The 17597-nt window shown below is 54.7% G+C and carries 18 protein-coding genes and 1 tRNA gene; 6 read left to right on the forward strand and 13 right to left on the reverse strand.

Annotated features, from left to right (window positions below; all coding sequences use genetic code 11):
- Nucleotides 1-45: 45 nt before the first annotated feature.
- The 7 genes from pstB to E0765_RS02740 form a co-directional block, all read right to left on the reverse strand.
- Nucleotides 46-831: a phosphate ABC transporter ATP-binding protein PstB gene (gene pstB / locus E0765_RS02710; protein ID WP_132811695.1), complete on the reverse strand. Its 786-nt coding sequence runs from the start codon at nt 829-831 to the stop codon at nt 46-48.
- Nucleotides 832-833: 2 nt separating this feature from the next.
- Entirely contained in the window at nt 834-1679 is an 846-nt protein-coding gene (pstA, locus tag E0765_RS02715; protein ID WP_132811696.1) for a phosphate ABC transporter permease PstA, read from the reverse strand.
- Nucleotides 1676-2527, reverse strand: coding sequence for a phosphate ABC transporter permease subunit PstC (pstC, locus tag E0765_RS02720; RefSeq protein ID WP_132811697.1), 852 nt, complete (start codon nt 2525-2527; stop codon nt 1676-1678). Before pstC ends, pstA begins: the two co-directional genes overlap by 4 nt.
- A 68-nt stretch (nt 2528-2595) precedes the next feature.
- Nucleotides 2596-3969: a CCA tRNA nucleotidyltransferase gene (locus E0765_RS02725; protein ID WP_132811698.1), complete on the reverse strand. Its 1374-nt coding sequence runs from the start codon at nt 3967-3969 to the stop codon at nt 2596-2598.
- Nucleotides 3966-5378 carry a HAMP domain-containing sensor histidine kinase gene (locus E0765_RS02730; RefSeq protein WP_132811699.1) on the reverse strand — a complete coding sequence of 471 codons (1413 nt, stop codon included), beginning with the start codon at nt 5376-5378 and terminating at the stop codon, nt 3966-3968. The genes E0765_RS02725 and E0765_RS02730 overlap by 4 nt, the downstream gene beginning before the upstream one ends.
- Nucleotides 5372-6046, reverse strand: coding sequence for a response regulator transcription factor (locus E0765_RS02735; RefSeq protein WP_132811700.1), 675 nt, complete (start codon nt 6044-6046; stop codon nt 5372-5374). The genes E0765_RS02730 and E0765_RS02735 overlap by 7 nt, the downstream gene beginning before the upstream one ends.
- Nucleotides 6047-6065: 19 nt before the next feature.
- Nucleotides 6066-6737, reverse strand: a complete 672-nt coding sequence (locus E0765_RS02740) for a PhoU domain-containing protein (RefSeq protein WP_132811701.1) — start codon at nt 6735-6737, stop codon at nt 6066-6068.
- Nucleotides 6738-6877: 140 nt separating this feature from the next.
- Here E0765_RS02740 and pstS point away from each other — a divergent pair, with 140 nt between their 5' ends.
- The 3 genes from pstS (at nt 6878) to E0765_RS02755 (ending at nt 9990) form a co-directional block, all read left to right on the forward strand.
- Nucleotides 6878-7873, forward strand: a complete 996-nt coding sequence (gene pstS, locus E0765_RS02745; protein WP_132811702.1) for a phosphate ABC transporter substrate-binding protein PstS — start codon at nt 6878-6880, stop codon at nt 7871-7873.
- Between the two features lie 246 nt (nt 7874-8119).
- Nucleotides 8120-9502: a hypothetical protein gene (locus tag E0765_RS02750; RefSeq protein ID WP_132811703.1), complete on the forward strand. Its 1383-nt coding sequence runs from the start codon at nt 8120-8122 to the stop codon at nt 9500-9502.
- A 98-nt stretch (nt 9503-9600) separates the two neighbouring features.
- A complete protein-coding gene (locus E0765_RS02755) occupies nt 9601-9990 on the forward strand; it encodes a hypothetical protein (RefSeq protein WP_132811704.1) in 390 nt (129 codons plus the stop codon).
- A gap of 3 nt (nt 9991-9993) precedes the next feature.
- Here E0765_RS02755 and E0765_RS02760 read toward each other — a convergent pair whose 3' ends face one another.
- The 3 genes from E0765_RS02760 to E0765_RS02770 form a co-directional block, all read right to left on the reverse strand.
- A complete protein-coding gene (locus E0765_RS02760) occupies nt 9994-10671 on the reverse strand; it encodes an energy transducer TonB (RefSeq protein ID WP_132811705.1) in 678 nt (225 codons plus the stop codon).
- Nucleotides 10672-10677: 6 nt separating this feature from the next.
- The gene (locus E0765_RS02765; protein ID WP_132811706.1) at nt 10678-11208 is read right to left on the reverse strand and encodes a SurA N-terminal domain-containing protein; all 531 of its coding nucleotides are present in this window, start codon (nt 11206-11208) and stop codon (nt 10678-10680) included.
- A 77-nt stretch (nt 11209-11285) separates the two neighbouring features.
- Entirely contained in the window at nt 11286-12530 is a 1245-nt protein-coding gene (locus tag E0765_RS02770) for an EAL and HDOD domain-containing protein (RefSeq protein WP_132811707.1), read from the reverse strand.
- Nucleotides 12531-12635: 105 nt separating this feature from the next.
- On the opposite strand from E0765_RS02770, the gene E0765_RS02775 reads away from it, so the two are divergent.
- Nucleotides 12636-15209: a cation-transporting P-type ATPase gene (locus E0765_RS02775; RefSeq protein WP_132811708.1), complete on the forward strand. Its 2574-nt coding sequence runs from the start codon at nt 12636-12638 to the stop codon at nt 15207-15209.
- Between the two features lie 36 nt (nt 15210-15245).
- Here the strand turns inward: E0765_RS02775 and E0765_RS02780 are convergent.
- Nucleotides 15246-15321: transfer RNA gene (locus E0765_RS02780), tRNA-Ala, on the reverse strand.
- Nucleotides 15322-15428: 107 nt separating this feature from the next.
- Here E0765_RS02780 and E0765_RS02785 point away from each other — a divergent pair.
- Nucleotides 15429-16040 (forward strand): hypothetical protein, encoded by a 612-nt coding sequence (locus E0765_RS02785; protein WP_132811709.1) that lies wholly within the window; start codon nt 15429-15431, stop codon nt 16038-16040.
- Here the strand turns inward: E0765_RS02785 and E0765_RS02790 are convergent.
- Complete coding sequence (locus tag E0765_RS02790) at nt 16037-16459, reverse strand: hypothetical protein (RefSeq protein ID WP_132811710.1); 423 nt, start codon at nt 16457-16459, stop codon at nt 16037-16039. The two genes, E0765_RS02785 and E0765_RS02790, sit on opposite strands and share 4 nt — an antisense overlap.
- Before the next feature lie 48 nt (nt 16460-16507).
- Nucleotides 16508-17197: a sulfite exporter TauE/SafE family protein gene (locus tag E0765_RS02795; protein WP_132811711.1), complete on the reverse strand. Its 690-nt coding sequence runs from the start codon at nt 17195-17197 to the stop codon at nt 16508-16510.
- 120 nt (nt 17198-17317) lie between these two features.
- On the opposite strand from E0765_RS02795, the gene E0765_RS02800 reads away from it, so the two are divergent.
- Nucleotides 17318-17581 (forward strand): cation transporter, encoded by a 264-nt coding sequence (locus tag E0765_RS02800; RefSeq protein ID WP_132811712.1) that lies wholly within the window; start codon nt 17318-17320, stop codon nt 17579-17581.
- Nucleotides 17582-17597 lie beyond the last annotated feature (16 nt).

Raw genomic sequence — 17597 nt, forward strand, 5'->3', positions numbered from 1 at the left:
ACGGAAAAATCCCCGTTCGGGGAAAAGAGAGGAAGGCGGGGATATTTAACCGAATTTTCCGGTGATGTATTCCTGCGTCAGTTTTTCTTTCGGGGTGACGAAGAGCTCTTCGGTATGCCCCAGCTCCACCAGTTCCCCCAGGTACATAAACCCCGTATAGTCACTTACCCGCGCCGCCTGCTGCATGTTGTGCGTAACGATGATGATGCTCACCCGCTCTTTGAGTTCGATGACCAGTTTTTCGATCCCCTGCGTCGAGATCGGATCAAGCGCGGAGGTGGGTTCGTCGAAAAGGAGCACTTCGGGCTCTACCGCGATCGCGCGGGCGATGCACAGCCGCTGTTGCTGACCGCCTGAGAGGCCGTTGGCGTCGTGTTTGAGACGGTCTTTGACCTCTTTCCACAGCGCCGCGTCCTGAAGAGCCTTTTCAACTCTTCCTTCCAGTTCACTTTTGTTTTTGATCCCCTGCAGTCGCATACCGTAGGCGACGTTGTCGAAAATCGACATCGGAAACGCCGTGGGTTTTTGGAAGATCATCCCGATTTTGGTCCGAAGATGGATCAGGTCTTCTTTGGGGGCGAGGATGTTGCGCCCTTCGAATTCGATCTCTCCGGCGTAGGTGTTACCGGGATAGAGATCGTGCATCCGGTTGAACGAGCGCAGCAACGTCGTTTTTCCGCACCCCGAAGGGCCGATCAGTGCCGTGACGGCATGTTTGGCGATCGGCATCGTGATTTTTTTGAGGCTGGGTGCGGATGCCCCTTTGTAGGTGAATTCGAAATCGCGCACGTGCAGCGCGCATTCGTCCTGGATATCGATGATGGAAGCCATAATTATTTCCTTTTCTTTCCGTAGAATAAGATCAGTCGTCCGAGGATATTAAGTCCCAGGATAAACATCGAGAGGATGAACGCCGCGGCCCATCCGAGCTGCTGCCAGTCCTCATAGGGGCTGATGGCGTAGTTGAAGATCGTGACCGTCAGCGACGGCATCGCCTCGTTGAGATCGGTAGTGAAAAAGTTGTCGTTGAACGACGTGAACAACAGCGGTGCCGTTTCCCCGCCGACGCGGGCAATTCCCAGGAGTACCCCGGTGAGAATCCCCGCTTTGGCGCCGCGGTAGACGACGTCCATGATCACTTTGTATTTAGGCGCACCCAGTGCGAATGCCGCTTCGCGCAACGTCCCGGGGACGAGCTGAAGCATATCGTCGGTGGTCCGGAGGATAATGGGGATCATGATGATCCCCAGCGCGATCGCCCCGGCCCACGCGCTGAAATGCCCCATCGGCATGACGACGACGGCGTAAACGAACGCCCCGATGACGATCGAGGGAGCCGACATCATGATGTCGCTGATGTCGCGGATAGCATGGGCCAGACGCGAATTTTTGCCGTATTCGCTGAGGTAGGTCCCGGCCATGATCCCCAGCGGAACGCCGATCAGGGTGGCGAGACCGACGAGGATCAGCTGTCCGACGAGAGCGTGCTTGAGGCCGCTATCCTCATACCCCGGAGGGGCACCTTCCATCGTGAAGATGTTCCAGTTCAGGGCATTGATCCCGTTACTGACGAGAACATAGAGGATCCAGAACAAAAAGCCCAGCGCGACGACTGCGCTGAGACTCGAGAGGGTCAGCGCGATGCGGTTGATCACGATCCGTTTTTGGGTAGCGGTCATTGGCCTTTCCTCACTTTACGCAAAAAGTAGAATTTCGCAACGGCGATGACGACGAAACTCATGACGAGCAGGGTCAGCGCCAGTCCGAAGAGGCTCGAGAAATAGAGCGATGAATCGGCCTCGGTAAACTCGTTGGCGAGTGTCACCGGGATCGACGTCGTCGGCGAGAGGATCGAGGTGGGGGTGTGGTGAACGTTCCCCATGACGAAGGTGACGGCCATCGTCTCCCCGATTGCCCGCCCCAGTGCCAGGATCAGCGAACCGATTATCCCCGCTTTGGCGTAAGGGATGATAATGTCCTTGATAACGTCCCACTGGGTTCCCCCCAGCGCGTAGGCCGACTCTTTGAGGATATCGGGGGTGGTGTTCATCGCATCACGGGTTACGGCGGCCATGAACGGGAGGATCATGATCGAGAGGACGATTGCGGCGCTGAGGAGCCCGATCCCCATTCCGCCGAAGAGGTCGCGGATGATGGGGACGAAGTAAAAAAGGCCCCACATTCCGTAAATCACCGAGGGGATCGCGGCGAGGAGCTCGACGCTGACCCCGAAAAAGCCCTTGATTTTGTCGTGGGCGATTTCGCTCAAAAAGATGGCGACGCCGATCGCGACGGGAATGGCGATCAGCATCGCCAGGAAGGTCGAAACGACCGAACCGAAAATCGCCGCATAGGCGCCGAATTTATCAACGTTCGGAGCCCATTCGTCTTTTGCGATGAAATCGAATCCGAAGGCCTGCATCGCTTCGGTCGAATGGTCGAAAAGGACGACGAAAATCCATGCGACGATGAAAAGGATCAGCAGGGCGCTGAAACGGGTCATGTTGTGAAAGATTTTATCGAGCATGCCTTGCCTTGAAAGGGGGTACCCCTGAAAAATGGAGGCAATTGTATTACACGATGGTTACAGCTCTGTTACGATTGTTTCGCGAGCCATTCGAGCGCTTCGGCGCGGGTGGTGATGTCGCGGTTGAGCTGGGCTTCGTACGCCTTGTCGAGAAGGAGTTTGAAGGTTTCGCCCGGTTCCATCCCCGCTTCGATCAGGTCGCGGCCCATCAGCAGCGGCGGGGGAGGTGCGTACAAGACACCCAGACACTCCGCCTTGTCGTGCAGCCATATCCCCGCTTCAAAGCAATCGGGGGTGTCGCCGACGAATGCGCGGCCGAAAAAATCGGCTTCGGCGACGCGGATAAGACGGTCGATGCACACCTCCGTGCTGAGACGGAGTATTTCCGAATCCGAAGCGTTCGAACGGGAGAGTTTGCGGGGCCATCCGTGGTATCGCACGAGGGGGAGAACCCCTTCGATGAGGGTTTTGTCCCCCGTGATTTTTTCCAGCCATTCCCGCGCGAGTTCCACCCCCTCTTCGGCGTGGCGCGGTGCATTGAGTTTGCCGTTTTGGACGAGGGTGGTGAGCGGTTTGCCGATATCGTGCAGCAAAACGGCGAACATCAAGATCAGGTCTTCGCGCTCCTCCCCCCTGCGCATCGTCGCCATGACGTCCACCGCCATCAGGGTATGGGTCCATACATCCCCTTCGGGATGGGAGAGGTAATCCTGAGGCGTCGAGTCGAACTGCTCCAACGGGGTAAAAAACGCGAGCCCGCCCATCTCTTTGAGGAGCTCCAGTCCCAGCGAGGGGCGGGGGCTGAGGAGGAGCAGTTTTTTGAACTCTTCGAATATCCGCTCTTTGGGGAGTTCTTCGAGGGCGCCTTGTGCGATCATGGCACTACACAGCTCTAGCAGTCCCGCGTCGCAGGAGAGCTCGAATCGGGCCGCAAACTGGACCGCCCTCAGGACCCTGAGCGGATCGTCGACGAAGGTTTCGGGATCGACGCAGCGCAGCCGTTTGGAAGCGAGGTCGCCGATTCCTCCGAATGGGTCGAGGAAACGCTTCTCGATGGGATCGTAGCCGATGGCATTGATCGTAAAATCACGCCGCCGCGCAGCGGTAGCGAAATCGATGTCGCTGTGCCAGGTGACGTCGAAGCCTTTGTGGCCGAAACCCCGTTTGGATTCGGTGCGGGGAGGGGAAAAATCGATTTTGTACTCCCCGAGCGAAAGTTTGAACACACCGAAGCTTTTGCCGACGAGGTTGAGTTTGCCGAACGGCCGGAGGAGGGTTTCGATCTGTTCGAGCGTCCTGACGTTATAGAGTTCGATATCGATGTCGGGATTGACGTTTCGGGCGAGGGCGTCGCGGACGAATCCTCCTACGAGGACCGGACGGATGCCCGCTTCCCAAAGGGTGCGGATCACTTCGTTGACGGGTTCGGGAAGGGGGATCATTTTTTCGGCTTTGCCGGTTTTTCGACGAGATGGCCGATCGGAAAGCCGAACGTCGAACCGATTCCGAGAGTGCTTTCGATGCTCAATACCGTGTCGTGGAGTTTGAGGATGTAACTGACGATCGAAAGTCCAAGGCCCATCGAGTTGTCCCAGCGGTTTTTCTGGACGCGGTAGAACTTGGAGGTGATTTTGTCCAGTTCGGCGGGTGAGATTCCGATCCCCCTGTCGGTGACGGCCAGCGTCGTTTCGGTGAGGGTGAGTGTCACCTCCTCCTCGGAATATTTCAGGGCGTTATCGACGAGATTGGTGATGACGAGCTCCATCATCGTTTTATCGGCAAACACCGTTTTGGAAATCCCGTGATAGACGATGCGCCGGTGGGGGTATTTCCCCTGGAGGATCGAAACCGTTTCGGTGCACACCTCTTGCATGTCAAATCTTGTCGGTTTGGCCTGAAGATCGTTGTTTTCGAGTTTGACCGAGAGGGCGAGACGGTCGAGCATCAGCGTCACGCGCTGCGTGTTGGCAAGGATCTTTTCGAGGAACTTCTGCCGTATTTTGGGATCGAGTTCGGGATCGTCCTGAAGGGTCTCCGTATATCCCATGATCGCCGCGATAGGGTTTTTGAACTCATGGCTGATCGCCGAGAGGATATCGTTTTGCTGTTTGTTGATAAGGCGCAGTCTGGCGGTGTGTTTACGTTTTTGTTTGTCGCGGTTATGCAGTTTCTTGACGAGGTTTTTGAGTAACAGCGAAATCTGCAGGAATTCCCGGAAAAACTCGGGTTTGAGGACCGCCTTGTAGTTTTTGGCCGATATTTCATCGAGATAGCGGGTAATCTGGACGATGTCGTAACGCGCTTTTTTGGAGATGTTATAGGCGATGGCGAGCGAAATGATTGTCAGGATCGCAAACGCGGCAAAAAATTTGATCCACAGCGCGTAGAAGTGGTCCATCACGTTTTTAAGGCTCATGGCGAGCCGGAAATAGAGCGTTTTGTCGGGGGTCGTTATTTTTTTGGCGATGTAGATGAAGTCGGTTTTGAGGGTTTCGGAATAACGGATCGTCATCCCGTAGGGTTCGCTCATCGAATGCATTACCTCGATCCGTCCCAGGTGGTTTTCCATCCCCCGTTTGTCGGTGTCGCTTTCGGCGATGACGGTGCCGTCTTCGGCGATCACGGTGACCCGGTACCCTGTTTTGAGGGCGGTCTGTTTTGCCAGCGCGTCGTAATCGGCAGTTGCGGCGACGGCATTTTCAAGGAGGGCGATGCTGCGTACGAGCTGGTTTTTCCCGTCTTCGATAATCATGTTTTTGAGGGTGAAAAAGCTGATGGCGGAGGCAACCGCGAGCGCGGCGACGAACAACCCCAGGACGTTCAGGAAAAAGAGCTGATGGATTCTTAGCACAGCGTGTATCCGACTCCCCGTACGGTTTTGATGTAGTCTTTGGTTTTATCCGGATCGATTTTCTCTTTGAGGCGGTTGATCGCGACATTGACCGTCCGCTCCTGGTACACCTCGTCGCCTCCCCAGACGTGTTCGAGCAGGTAATCCCGATCAAGGACGACGTGCTGGTTGGCAATCAGTGCGTGCAGCAGGTCGAATTCAAGTTTGGTCAATTCCACGGGAGTGCCATCAATCGTGAGGGTCCGCGCGGCAAGGTTAAGGGACATATCCCGATAGACGAGGGAGCCTTCCATCGAGAGCTTTTTGGTGCGGCGGAGGATCGCCTTGACCCGCAGCACGAGCTCTTTCATGCTGAAAGGTTTGGTGATGTAATCGTCGCCGCCGCGTTCGAACCCCTGTTCGATCTCTTCGTCTTTGTGCTTGGCACTGACGAAGATGACGGGGGTCTGAACCCCTTTTTTGCGGAGCATTTCGACAAATTCGCTCCCCTCCGCCCCGGGAAGGTTGCGATCCATCAAGATCAGATCGACGTTCTCTTCTTCCAGCGCTTCGAGTACCCTTTTGGTGTTGAGAAACCCGATCGTCTCGAAACCCTCTTTGGCCAGATGGTATTCCATCAGCTCCAGAATGTCCTGTTCATCCTCGACGATCAGTATGAGCGCGTCCACGTATCGGCTCCTCATGGGTTTAGTTGTAGATGTGCAACTCTCCGCCTTTTTGCGCGTAGAGAAGCAGTGCGGCGATATTGACGGCACGGTCGCCCGAACGCTCCAGTTTGCGAAGGGTTCCGAGCACCTTGACGTATTCGACCGAGAGTTCGCCCGAGGTGATGATGAGGGTCAGCAGCTCTTTTTCCATGATGGAAAAAAGATCGTCGTTTTTAGACTCTTCGACCATCACTTTGCGGTAGAGTTCCTCGGCATCGCAAAGCTCGCGGGATTCCAGACACTCGTAAATGTATTGTAGCGCATTGAGGGTCGTTTTGTGCAACTGGATCATCGCGCCGGTGAGGACGCTAAGATCACATTCTCCCGCGCAATGTTCCTGTAGACGGCGGGCGTATTTGCGCATTCCGTCGCCGATCCGGTCGAGTTCGTTGGTCATTTTCAGATACGCCACGAGCAGCCGCAGTTCGTCGGCCTCCGGGCCGAAGAGGGCAAACGTCTTGATGATTTCGTTATCGATCCGGTTTGCGTCGCTCTGGAGATTTTTAAGATGGTTGCGCGCGCTTTCGTAGAGGGCGGTATCGCCGTTTTCGAAAGCGTGAAGCGTCTCTTCGCTGGTGCGGATGATTTGCAGCAGCAGCTCCGAGATCATCGAACGGATTTCGCTGAGTTTGTTTTCGTAGCGTGGTAACATGGCTGGCCTTTGGACAGGAATTGGTGCGCGATTGTAACTTTTGTTTATAACAGGGCGATTACAAAACCAAGCGGTGTTTGTAATCTTTTCGTTATATCGGCCCAATACAATGGCGGCATCAAAACACCAAGGATATCAAGATGCTAACGAAAGCTACCAAAGGTTTAGTCATTGCGGCTATCGCTGCGACGTCAATGATCGCTGCGGATAAAATCAGCGGCGCGGGGGCTACGTTCCCGGCTCCGTGTTATTACGATTGGGCGTACAGTTACCAAAAAGCGACCAAAACACGCGTCAACTATCAGGCGATCGGATCGGGCGGGGGGATCAAACAGGTCTCCGAGCGTATCGTTGATTTCGGCGGAACCGATGCGCCGATGACGCCCAAAGAGCTTGCAAGCGCGAAACTGCTTCAGTTCCCGGCCGTGATCGGATCGATCGTCGTGGCACACAACCTTCCTGGTGTGGCGGACGAAAAACTGAAACTCAAAAACAGCGTCGTTGCCGATATTTTCGCAGGCAAAATCACGATGTGGAACGATCCGGCGATTGCTGCGGATAACGCGGGGGTCAAACTTCCGAATCAGAAAATCATCGTGGTCCACCGTTCCGACGGATCGGGAACGACCCATGTATTCACCGACTATCTGAGCGAAGCGTCCAAAATGTGGAAAAGCCAGTTCGGCGTCGGCAAGGCGATCGGCTGGAAAACCGGCGTCGGCGGCAAAGGGAACGAAGGGGTGACCAACCTCATCAAGCAGACGCCGTATTCGATCGGTTACATCGAAAACGCCTATAAAGAGAAAAACAACCTTGCGGCGGCGACGCTTCAAACGGCTGAGGGCAAATGGGTCAGCGCGACTCTCCCGAATTTCCAGAACGCGGTCAAACAGGCCAAATGGAGCAAAAAAGACCACTTTTACAGCTCGCTGGTCATGCAGGACAACGCCTACCCCATCGTGGCGGCAACGTTCATCCTGATGCCAAAAGAGAAAGCCGAATCAAACGAAGAAGTGATCAAATTCTTTGACCATTCATTCCGTAACGGCGACAAAGCGGCTCAGAAACTCGGATACATCCCCCTTCCGGTCGAGACGACGAATCTTGTCCGCCAGTATTGGGCTGAAAACAAATAAACCCGCTTTTTCTCCTCCCCTCTACGGGGTCGGGACCCCTAAGCGCGCCGAGGCGTTTTTAGGTGTGCCGGCAGCCGGCACACCCGTCTCATTCTCCTTCACTTAAGTTTTTCGGTGCCGTCCCTGCGTATGCGTTCGGCCCGTGTTTGCCCTCCGTTTCCCCGTTTGTAACCGTTTCGCAATGTAACATCCGTGTAATCTGATTTTTCTACAATGACGCCACCAAACAATACAGGAGTGATTCACATGAAAAAAGTTGCGTTATCTGCCCTTGCTGCGGCGATGATGAGCGGTGTTGCCTACGCGGACACGTTGACTCTCTACACAGATCCCAAAACGGGTCAGGTATTTACCACAGCCGGTGAAGGGCGCGTAGAGATGGGCGATTTTATCAGCGCCAAAGACGTTGACATGCAGTTGCGTGACCAGGAGTCGAAACTCTCTGAGTACCAGGACAAGCAAAGCAAATACGTGAACGTTAAATCGAAGGCGAAAAGCCTGGAATTCAGCGGAACGCATTACCTCGGATTTACAAGCGTAGACCCGTCGACCAAAGTCGATTCGGCAACCAGCAACTCGAACTACCAGGGACGTTCGTCCGGGTTTGAAATGCGCCGTAACTACGTTCAGGTTAAAGGGTATTTCAATGACAAAGATTACTTCCGCGTAACGCTCGATGCGACGAAAGAGCTGGCATCGGACGCCGTGTCGGGGGCTCAGAACAAAGGGTATGCCGACGTATTCGTCAAATACGCCTACCTCTACCTGGATAAAGTGCTTCCGTATACCGGCGTTGAAATGGGTATCGTCCACCGTCCGTGGATCGACTACGAAGAGCACAACGGCTGGCATTACCGTTCGTTCAACAAAGTCGTTCTGGAAGAGAAAGGGACGGCAACCGAATCGGGTGTAGACCTCGTCAACTCGGCAGACTTCGGGGTAAACTTCAAAACACAGACCGATATGTTCAGCTCCGAGATCGGTGTTTTCAACGGTGAGGGTTATCATGCGGACAAAGATGCGGCAAACCAGGAAAACTCCAGCCAGCTTTCGGTGGAATGGCGTTTGACAGGTCACCTCATCGGCAGCGGCGAAAAAGTCGGCAAAAACGATCGGACCAAAGATACGTATGCCAACATCTCGACGTACGGTTTGATTTCGAACAATCACAAAGACAATGACGTTGACCTCGGCGGCGTAAACGACAAAAACGAATACGACCGCAGCTTTTACGGCGTTCACGCCGTCTACAACCAGCCCGAATTCCTGATCGCGGGTCAGTATTTCACGGCTAAAGACAAAGCACGTACGCAGGATATTGCGACGTCGTTTGACAACAAAGACTACAAAGGGTGGTCGATCAATGCCGAATACCGCCCTATCCAGGATTGGACGGTTATCGGACGTTACGACAACTACGAAATCGAAACCGAGCTTAACGGTGCCGTAACATCGAAAGTCGAAGGGGATAAAATCATCGCCGGTCTGGCTTACAAGTACAGCAAAAACGTCAGCTTCATCGGTTCGGCCAAATTCATCGACGAAAAAGATTCCGCTGTAACCTCGAAAACGGGTGATACCGGCGAATCCAAAGACGTTTACATGCTCACGACCGAAGTGAAATGGTAATCGGCTGAATTCTCTTTTCTCCCCCTTCCCCTCCCGGGAAGGAGACAAATCCTCTATTTATGCTACAATCTCCCAAACACACTTAACGGACGACGTTTATGCAAACACCGCTGGTTCTGACGCTTCTGGGATTATTGTTTTTATTGATAACGCTGGTATTTTTGTACGTTTGGCTGGGGCGATCCCCCAAAACAGAGCGTACCGTCCACACGATTGAGACGTTCGAAACGCTCAGCGCCGTTATCCTGAACCGTTCGGCCAGCCGTGCCGAATTGCACCGTGCGGTGGGGATCTTGCTGGAGCGTTTCGCGACGATCAACGCTCATACCCTTCCCGCATACGAGCGCCTTATGGAATCGTTGTGCGTCCATCCCGGAGCCGATTCCAAAATCGTCCTCAGATTCGAAAAGACCCTGCGGCGGGTCAATCCCAAATACGATCATCAGATCGAACACGCTCTTCGTCTGGGACTCCAGGCGCGCGGATAGCCCTTAGCGGATTTTGTACCCTATCGGGACGGTAATCCGAACGCTTTTTTGCGGTTTGGGAAATTCCGAAGCGGAGGTTTCGATAAGGTCGCAGGCGGCATCGTCGAGCATCTCGAACCCCGAACTCTGCGTCACCGACACCGACCCTACTTCCCGTGCTGGGGTCAGGGTGAACGACACTTTCACCTCTCCCTGCTGTTTGAGCCGAAGGGCATTTTTCGGGTATTTGAGCCGCTCGGCGAGAATGGATCGGATTTTCGCGATATTCTCTTCCTCGTATTTTTCTTCCGCCGGAGGGGGAGGAGGCGCGGCTTTTATCTCCTGGCGCGGTGCGGGGGCTACAAGCGGTGCGGGTGCCGGGACGGCGAGGGGTGTCGGCTGGAGCGGTTTCGATACCGCCGGAACCGTTGCGCTCACCGGTTTGGCGGCAATCGCAGGTTTTGCTATGGGCTGCGCGGGGACTGTGGCTGTTTCTTTCCGCTTTGGCTGGGGGGGAAGGGGTGTTTGGGGATCAGCCGGCGGTGTTTCGGCAGATTGGATAGGGGCATAAGATGAGAGTGTCACCGCCAGCCGGGTTTCGGTCAGCGGAGATTTTTGAAAAATCTGGTATGCGCCCCATCCCGCAGCGGCAATCAGCAGGTGGATTGCCAGGGAAGCGCCGAACGAACGGAAACGGTGCACGGCGTTTTAGAGTTTGACTTCGACTTTTGAAGACGCACGGAGCGTTTCGGTCGTTTTGTTCATCTGCGCTTTGAACTTTTCGATTTTGATAAAGTTCATAATGTCGTTTTTGACTTTGTCGTAAGGCACTTTTTTACCGTCTTGTTTCATTTTGTCGGCATTGGCGTCGTAGAACGTTTTGGCCTCTTTGTCGGTGACCGAAATTTTGCGCATCTGCTGTTTCATCCACATGTCGACGGCCAGATCGTCTTTAAGTGCGGCGTATTGGGCTTTGAACGCCGGGGTATTCTGAATACCGCTTTTTTTCACCTGGTTTTTGATGAGCGCTTGGTTGATGAGCTGATCGACGACCTGGCGTTTCATTTTCGGGTCGAGTTTTTCAAAGTTCATTCCGGGCATCGCTTTGGAAACGAACGCGTTCGCGTCCGATGAGGTGATGGGCTGCCCGTTGACGATGGCGAGCGTGGCGGGAGCCGCCAGGGCGAGAGTGGCTGAACACAAAACGGTTGCGAGAACGATCGAAGGTTTGAACGGCATGGGAACCCTTTTTGGATAATGATCCGTTATTATAATGGGGAGTTGCCTCCAAAAAGATTAACGGACCGAAATTTGGTTCAAGGGCGCATGCAGCTGCGATGGTAGCTGTTAAGGAGACAGGTGTTGAGTTCCCGGTCGGACAGATCAAGCTGCAAGATCAGGTTCCCGATCCGCGGAAGGTCGTTTTTCTCCACCGCGATTGCCAGCTCCAACAGCCGTCCGAGTTCCCCTTTTCCGTGCAGCAGCGCCTCACTGATCGTTTTGTCGACTTTCATCTGTGCCAGGAGCTCTTCGTAATCTCCCTCGAACATCAGCCGGGCGCTGGAGAGTATCCCCGTCATGTAGGCGACGTCGGCGAAGTGGACCGACTGTTTCAGGGTGTAGGCGAGTTCTTCCATCAGGTACGCGCGCTGGAGCGCTTGGGAGGTGACCTCTTTGGTTTTGGCGTTTTCTTCGGGCGTTCCGTTCTCCCCGTCGGCGTAAAACATCAGTTCCAGCCAGCATGAGAGCCGCTTGCGCCCCAGCAGCAGCAATGCCTGTTCGACAGACGAAACGGCGTCCTGGGGTATCTCTTCGTTTTGTTTGATCAGTTTGAGCAGGTTGATGGTAAGGTAGGGGGATGTGTTGAACTTCGAGAGGATCTCCTCGAGAGGGGCATTCGTTTTAAGCAGGTAGATCAGGTCGAGCAGCAACGACGCGTCGGGATCGAAATTCTCTTTTTTGAGCAGGTCGGGAGCGCAGAAGTAGTACCCCTGAAAATAATCGAACCCGTATGTTTCGGCTTTTTTCAGCGCGGCTTCGTCTTCGATTTTTTCGGCGATAAACGTCAGGCGGTGCGTTTTGAGTTTTGAGAGGGTCTGCTCGGGTGCGTTCAGTGCGGCGATATCGATTTTGACGTAATCGATGTAAGGCAGAAGCGACGTGACGCGGGCCATGAAATCGGTACAGTCGGTTCCGGGGGTGTAATGGTTGAGGGCGAAACGGTACCCTTTGGCGTGGAGTTCCGCGATCCGCTCGACGAGCGCGTCGTTGATCCGGGACGATTCGAGGATTTCGAGCACGAACGAACGGGGCGGGACCGTCAGGACGATTTTGTCCATGATGACCGTGTCGTCGACCTTGATAAACGCGATTCGGCCGTTGGTGAGCGTTTGAAGACCCACGTAGTTGAGGGTATTGACCAAAACGCGCGCGGTGGCATGGAGATGGTTCGAAACGTGTGCCGCATTGTCGTGCGTGTCGCGATAAAGGAGTTCATAGGCAAAAACCTGCCCGTGCCGATCGAAAATGGGCTGATGCGCCAGATATACCGAAAGTTCCATACTGCCTTCCTTTGTCAACGCTCTTCATCCCATTATAACGGCTATTAATAAAAAATTCAATTTCACTGTACCCGCAGGCGGTGTGGATTATGTTACGATAGAGGGATGAAAACCCTTCGGCGTTCAGAGATTCTTTCGGTATTGGAAACTGCGGAAGAGGGGCTGGCGGAAGCGGAGGCGGCATTACGCCTCGCAGAGTACGGCCCCAACCTTCTGCCGCGTATCCGGCCCCGTTCCGTGTTGCTGAAACTTCTCGATCAATTTACCCACTTTTTCGCCCTTCTTCTTTGGATGGCGGCGGGGATCAGTTTTCTCTCGGCCGCGCTTGACCCTTCATCGGGGATCGAGGCAATCGGCTGGGCCATTCTCGTCGTTATCGTTTTGAACGGATTGGGAGGATTTTATCAGGAATACCGCACCGAACGGAGCCTCGAAGCGTTGCGGAACATCCTGCCGCAACGGGTGAACGTCCTCCGTGAGGGGAAGCGACGCACGATTTGTGCGGATGAACTCGTGATCGGGGATGTCGTTTTGGTGGGCGAAGGGGACAAAGTCCCCGCCGATCTCTACATTCTGAGTGCGTTTGATGTCTGGGTGAACGAAAGCACCCTCACCGGCGAAAGCGTTCCGGTCTCCGCCGACGCGGTTGAAACCCCCCATCCCCGTCATACCCTCTATTCGGGGACGTTTGTTGTCAAGGGGGAAGCCCAAGGGGTCGTCTACGCCGTCGGAAAAGAGACCCGCTACGGGAAAATCGCCATGATGACCCAGGAGGTCGACTCGGGGATCGGGCATCTCCAAAAAGAGATTTCCCATATCTCCAAAGTGATTGCCGCCGTCTCTTTCGCGATTGCGGGAAGCTTCATCGTTATTGCCGGGATGGAGGGATTTGAGCTGTGGAAATCGTTTTTATTCGCGCTGGGGGTACTCGTCGCGATGATTCCCGAGGGGCTCCTCCCGACCGTCACTCTTGCCCTTGCATTCGCGGCGCGTAGAATGGCTTCCAAAGGATTTTTGGTCAATACCCTGTCGGTGATCGAAAATCTCGGGGCGGTGACGGTCATTGCGACCGATAAAACCGGAACGATTACCCGCAATACGATGGAGGTGGTAACTCCCCGCTTCCCCCCTTCTGAGGAGATGCTTGATGCGATTATGTTGTGCAACCGGGCCGACGGGGAACGGGGAGATCCCGTCGATCTGGCGCTGCTGCGTTATGCGCAGCGTTACGACGATCCCGCTAGGCGTCGGGATGACAAGCCGCTGTTGGCCGAATATCCTTTTGACTACCATCTCAAACGGATGGGTACCCTGCATCAAACACCGCAGGGGTATGAAGTTTTCGTCAAAGGGGCTCCCGAAATCATCATAGCGCTGTGCGATACGGACGGTTCGGGAATGCCCCTTGACGCTTCTTCGAGGGAGAGGTTGAGTACGGAGCACGACGCTATCGCGTCGGGAGGGTACAGGGTGATCGCCCTTGCTAGAAAACGCTCCAGCGCACTCCCCCGTTCGCGTGAAGAAGCCGAGCGGGGACTATGCTTTATCGGTTTTATCGCACTGGTCGATCCGCTGCGCGAAGATATCATCGAAGCGGTCGCCAAATGCCACAGGGCCGGAATCCGGTTGCTGATGATAACGGGTGACCATCCGGTCACGGCGGGTTCGATAGGGGTTCAGGCGGGGATTATCGATTCGGTGGAGGATGTTTTGAGTTCCGAGCAGATCGAATCGATCCCGCCGGAGGGGCTTAAGCGGCTGCTGAAAAAAAACCGGGTGTTCGCGCGCGTTTCTCCCGAACAGAAGCTCCGTATCGTCACCCTGCTCAAAGAGATGGGAGAGACGGTCGCGGTCACCGGAGACGGCGTCAACGATGCCCCGGCGCTCAAAAAAGCCGATGTCGGCATTGCGATGGGATCGGGGACCGACGTTGCCAAGCAAAGTGCCGATGCCGTTTTGGTGGACGACCATTTCGCGACAATCGTCAAAGGGATCGAAGAGGGACGTGCCGTTTACGAAAACATCCGCCGTTTTATCACCTACATGCTCGCCAGTAATCTTCCCGAAGCGGTCCCCTACATCCTCTATTTCTGGATCGGAGCTCCGCTGGCGCTCCCCGTCGCACTGGTGCTTGCGATCGATCTTGGAACCGATATCATGCCGGGATTGGCATTGGGTGCCGAGCCGCCCCACAAATCGCTGATGCGCAAAGGACCCCGCAGCCGCAAAGAACCGATTCTGACCCCCGGAGTCTATTTGAGGGCGTTCGGTTTTCTGGGGATACTCGGATCGGTCGCATCCATGGGGTTTTTCTTCGGCTATCTTTATGCCCACGGCTGGGAGTGGGGAACGACCCTTTCGTGGAACGATCCGCTCTATCTGCAGGCGACGACGCTCGCATTTGCCGCGATCGTATTCGCCCAGATCGGAAACGGCCTCTCCTGCCGGAGCGAACGCGATTCGCTGCGCAGCGTAGGGTGGGGAAGCAATCCGTATTATTGGGGAGGGGTCGCTTCGGAGTTGGTTATTCTGGGTGTGATCGTCTGGATGCCGGGCGTATCGGGCATTTTTGCAACGGCTCCGTTTGAACCGGCCTACTGGGCCGGAGTGGCGATGATCGTTCCACTGGTCGTGGCGGTCGAAGAGGTGCGCAAAGCGGTGGTACGTTATCGAGGATGAAATAAAAAATATCGGAGGATTATTTTACAATGAGGATGGTGGACCCTAGCGGGATCGAACCGCTGACCTCGTCGCTGCCAGCGACGCGCTCTCCCAGCTGAGCTAAGGGCCCAAAGTTTTGGAACGGAAATTATAGAGTGTGCATCCTAAAATGTCAATAGGGAGCCAAAAAACGGTCGATGTGTAAAGTTTTCAACGCATTGTGCCGATATAAGCGGTATGAAAAAGTTAGCCCTTACAATCATCCTCGGTGTCACAGGCGTAGCGTTGAACGCTCAGGAATATACGATCCAGACGATCAGCGCCAAAAAAGAAGCTTCCATCACTCCCGCTTTCGAAAAGAAAGTACATAAAAGCGCTTTGCAAAGCGTCAAGAAAAAAGAGGGAATCTGCAACGTTGTGACGGTGGGACGTTACGACAGTGTCAAAAAAGCGCGCGCGGACCTGGCTAAAGCCAAAGCGATCGCCAAAGACGCCTTTGTCCGTCCGATCGAGCGGAACGTACCCAAATCGTGTGAGAGCGCAAGCGCGGCGAAAACCGACAAAGAATCTCCGGCCAAAGAGAGCGTTGCCGCAGTGGCGCATACCACAGCCCCCGTAACCGTCGAAAAACCCAAGGAGGCGATTGCAGCGGCTCCGGTTGCGGCCCCGCATCCGGTTGCCCCGGTCGTCCAGGAAACCCCGAAAACGGTTTCAACCGCGACAGTGCGTCCGACCGTTGTGGTATATGATCGCAATCTCGCCCGAAAAAGCGATATTCACGACGCGATCGAATATTACAAGACCTCTCCCTACCACACCTTCAAGCCCGTGGCGATGCAGAGCCGTTAAGGCTCTTTGTTAAGGGCGCTGTACAGACAGTCCAGATCGATTCCCAACTCGTTTTTTGCCGCCGCGTGAAGCTTCTCTAGCAGTTCGAGGGGGGTTTCCCCGTCGGCGGGATAACACACGGCGGCCGAGGGGACGGCGGTCGCGAACCGCTCATTTACCATTTTTTTGACGATGCCGGTCCCGTAGCGGTCGGTGTAGGGCATCACCACGAAGTAGTGGTGGTCGTAATGGACGAGTGAATCGGAGGTCCGGAGCAGCGTCCCAAGCGTCGGCTCGACCGATTCGGGGATCACCTCTGAAAAATCGAACAGCATCACCGCAAAACTTTCCGACCGGTTTTCGTTGAGCCTGTCGGCAAGCCCGATATTGAGCTCCACCAGCGCCGTAAAATCATAAAACGCAAACATAACTCCCGCCATACTGACTCCTTGGACAAAATCTCAAAACAGTATAACGTAAGTTTGGATTTACAGCGGCAAATCGAAAAAATAGGCCAGCCCGTAATAGATACTGTAAAGACCGTAGATCAAAATGGCCGATGCGGCGATGCGGTTCATCGTCTGGCGAAACGCGATCTCTTTGAAAAAACTGACCGACTGCCCGAGCGCGAGGAGGGTGGGAACGGTAGCGAGGCCGAATGCCGCCATGATCAGACCCCCGTCGATAACCGAAGCGGAGGCTGCGGCTTTGGCGGCGAAAAAGAAGACGAAACCGCAGGGAAAAAAGCCGTTCATCACCCCGAGGGCGAAAAAGCTGCCGACGCCTTTGCTTTTGATAAGGCGGGAAAAAAGGGCTTTGAAGAGAGAATTGGAGGAGAAACCGCGCTCCAGGGCGTGGATAAGCGACGAGACGCCGAACATCCCCAGTGCGGTGACGACCATGACGGCCCCGGCGAAAATGAACAGGGCCCCGTGCATCTCCATCGTAAAGCTCAACAAGGCTCCAAGCGCCCCGAAAAGCATCCCCAGAACGACATAGGAACTCACTCGCCCCAGATTGTAGGCGCCGTGGCGGATCAGTTGGGCGACACGCGACATCGACGCATCGATTTTGGTCGAGCTGTAGGCGACGATAAACCCCCCGCACATCCCGATGCAATGACCGAAACTTCCTGCAAAGGCGATTGAGACGATCAGCCACCATTCGATACCGTTCATAAGTCACCCTTTTAAAAAATATCAGCATACTAAATGATTTTCGTTACAACAGTGTTAACACTTAACGAAAATTTAACAGTTCTATGAAACAATAGCATGAAAACACTAAAAGGATAAACGATGAAAAAAGTTCTTCTCTCCCTTGCGGCGCTTGTGGCGGTGGCCGGTGCCGATCAGCTGGTCAAGCTCAACGTAAGCGGCATGACCTGCCCCGCGTGCGTCAAAAACGTTAAAGAATCCCTCTCCGAAGTAAAAGGGGTTAAAGAGAGCAGCGTTTATCTCAAAGAGGGGCGCGCGGAGGTCAAAGCGGCCGAGGGGACCAAGCCCGAAGCGATGTGCGACGCGATCAAGCAGGCGGGATACGGCTGTAAAGTCGTCAAATAAAGCGGCTTGCGTTACG

Source organism: Sulfuricurvum sp. IAE1 (genome assembly GCF_004347735.1).
In the GTDB taxonomy this organism is placed as follows: domain Bacteria; phylum Campylobacterota; class Campylobacteria; order Campylobacterales; family Sulfurimonadaceae; genus Sulfuricurvum.

Coding starts and splice junctions, on each gene's coding strand:
- E0765_RS02790 (WP_132811710.1), bottom strand. CDS start 16,459: ATGGCGGGAGTTATGTTTGCGTTTTATGATTTTACGGCGCTGGTGGAG.
- E0765_RS02750 (WP_132811703.1), top strand. CDS start 8,120: ATGAAAAAAGTTGCGTTATCTGCCCTTGCTGCGGCGATGATGAGCGGT.
- E0765_RS02800 (WP_132811712.1), top strand. CDS start 17,318: ATGAAAAAAGTTCTTCTCTCCCTTGCGGCGCTTGTGGCGGTGGCCGGT.
- pstB (WP_132811695.1), bottom strand. CDS start 831: ATGGCTTCCATCATCGATATCCAGGACGAATGCGCGCTGCACGTGCGC.
- pstA (WP_132811696.1), bottom strand. CDS start 1,679: ATGACCGCTACCCAAAAACGGATCGTGATCAACCGCATCGCGCTGACC.
- E0765_RS02725 (WP_132811698.1), bottom strand. CDS start 3,969: ATGATCCCCCTTCCCGAACCCGTCAACGAAGTGATCCGCACCCTTTGG.
- E0765_RS02795 (WP_132811711.1), bottom strand. CDS start 17,197: ATGAACGGTATCGAATGGTGGCTGATCGTCTCAATCGCCTTTGCAGGA.
- E0765_RS02785 (WP_132811709.1), top strand. CDS start 15,429: ATGAAAAAGTTAGCCCTTACAATCATCCTCGGTGTCACAGGCGTAGCG.
- E0765_RS02765 (WP_132811706.1), bottom strand. CDS start 11,208: ATGCCGTTCAAACCTTCGATCGTTCTCGCAACCGTTTTGTGTTCAGCC.
- E0765_RS02770 (WP_132811707.1), bottom strand. CDS start 12,530: ATGGAACTTTCGGTATATCTGGCGCATCAGCCCATTTTCGATCGGCAC.
- pstC (WP_132811697.1), bottom strand. CDS start 2,527: ATGCTCGATAAAATCTTTCACAACATGACCCGTTTCAGCGCCCTGCTG.
- pstS (WP_132811702.1), top strand. CDS start 6,878: ATGCTAACGAAAGCTACCAAAGGTTTAGTCATTGCGGCTATCGCTGCG.
- E0765_RS02755 (WP_132811704.1), top strand. CDS start 9,601: ATGCAAACACCGCTGGTTCTGACGCTTCTGGGATTATTGTTTTTATTG.
- E0765_RS02775 (WP_132811708.1), top strand. CDS start 12,636: ATGAAAACCCTTCGGCGTTCAGAGATTCTTTCGGTATTGGAAACTGCG.
- E0765_RS02740 (WP_132811701.1), bottom strand. CDS start 6,737: ATGTTACCACGCTACGAAAACAAACTCAGCGAAATCCGTTCGATGATC.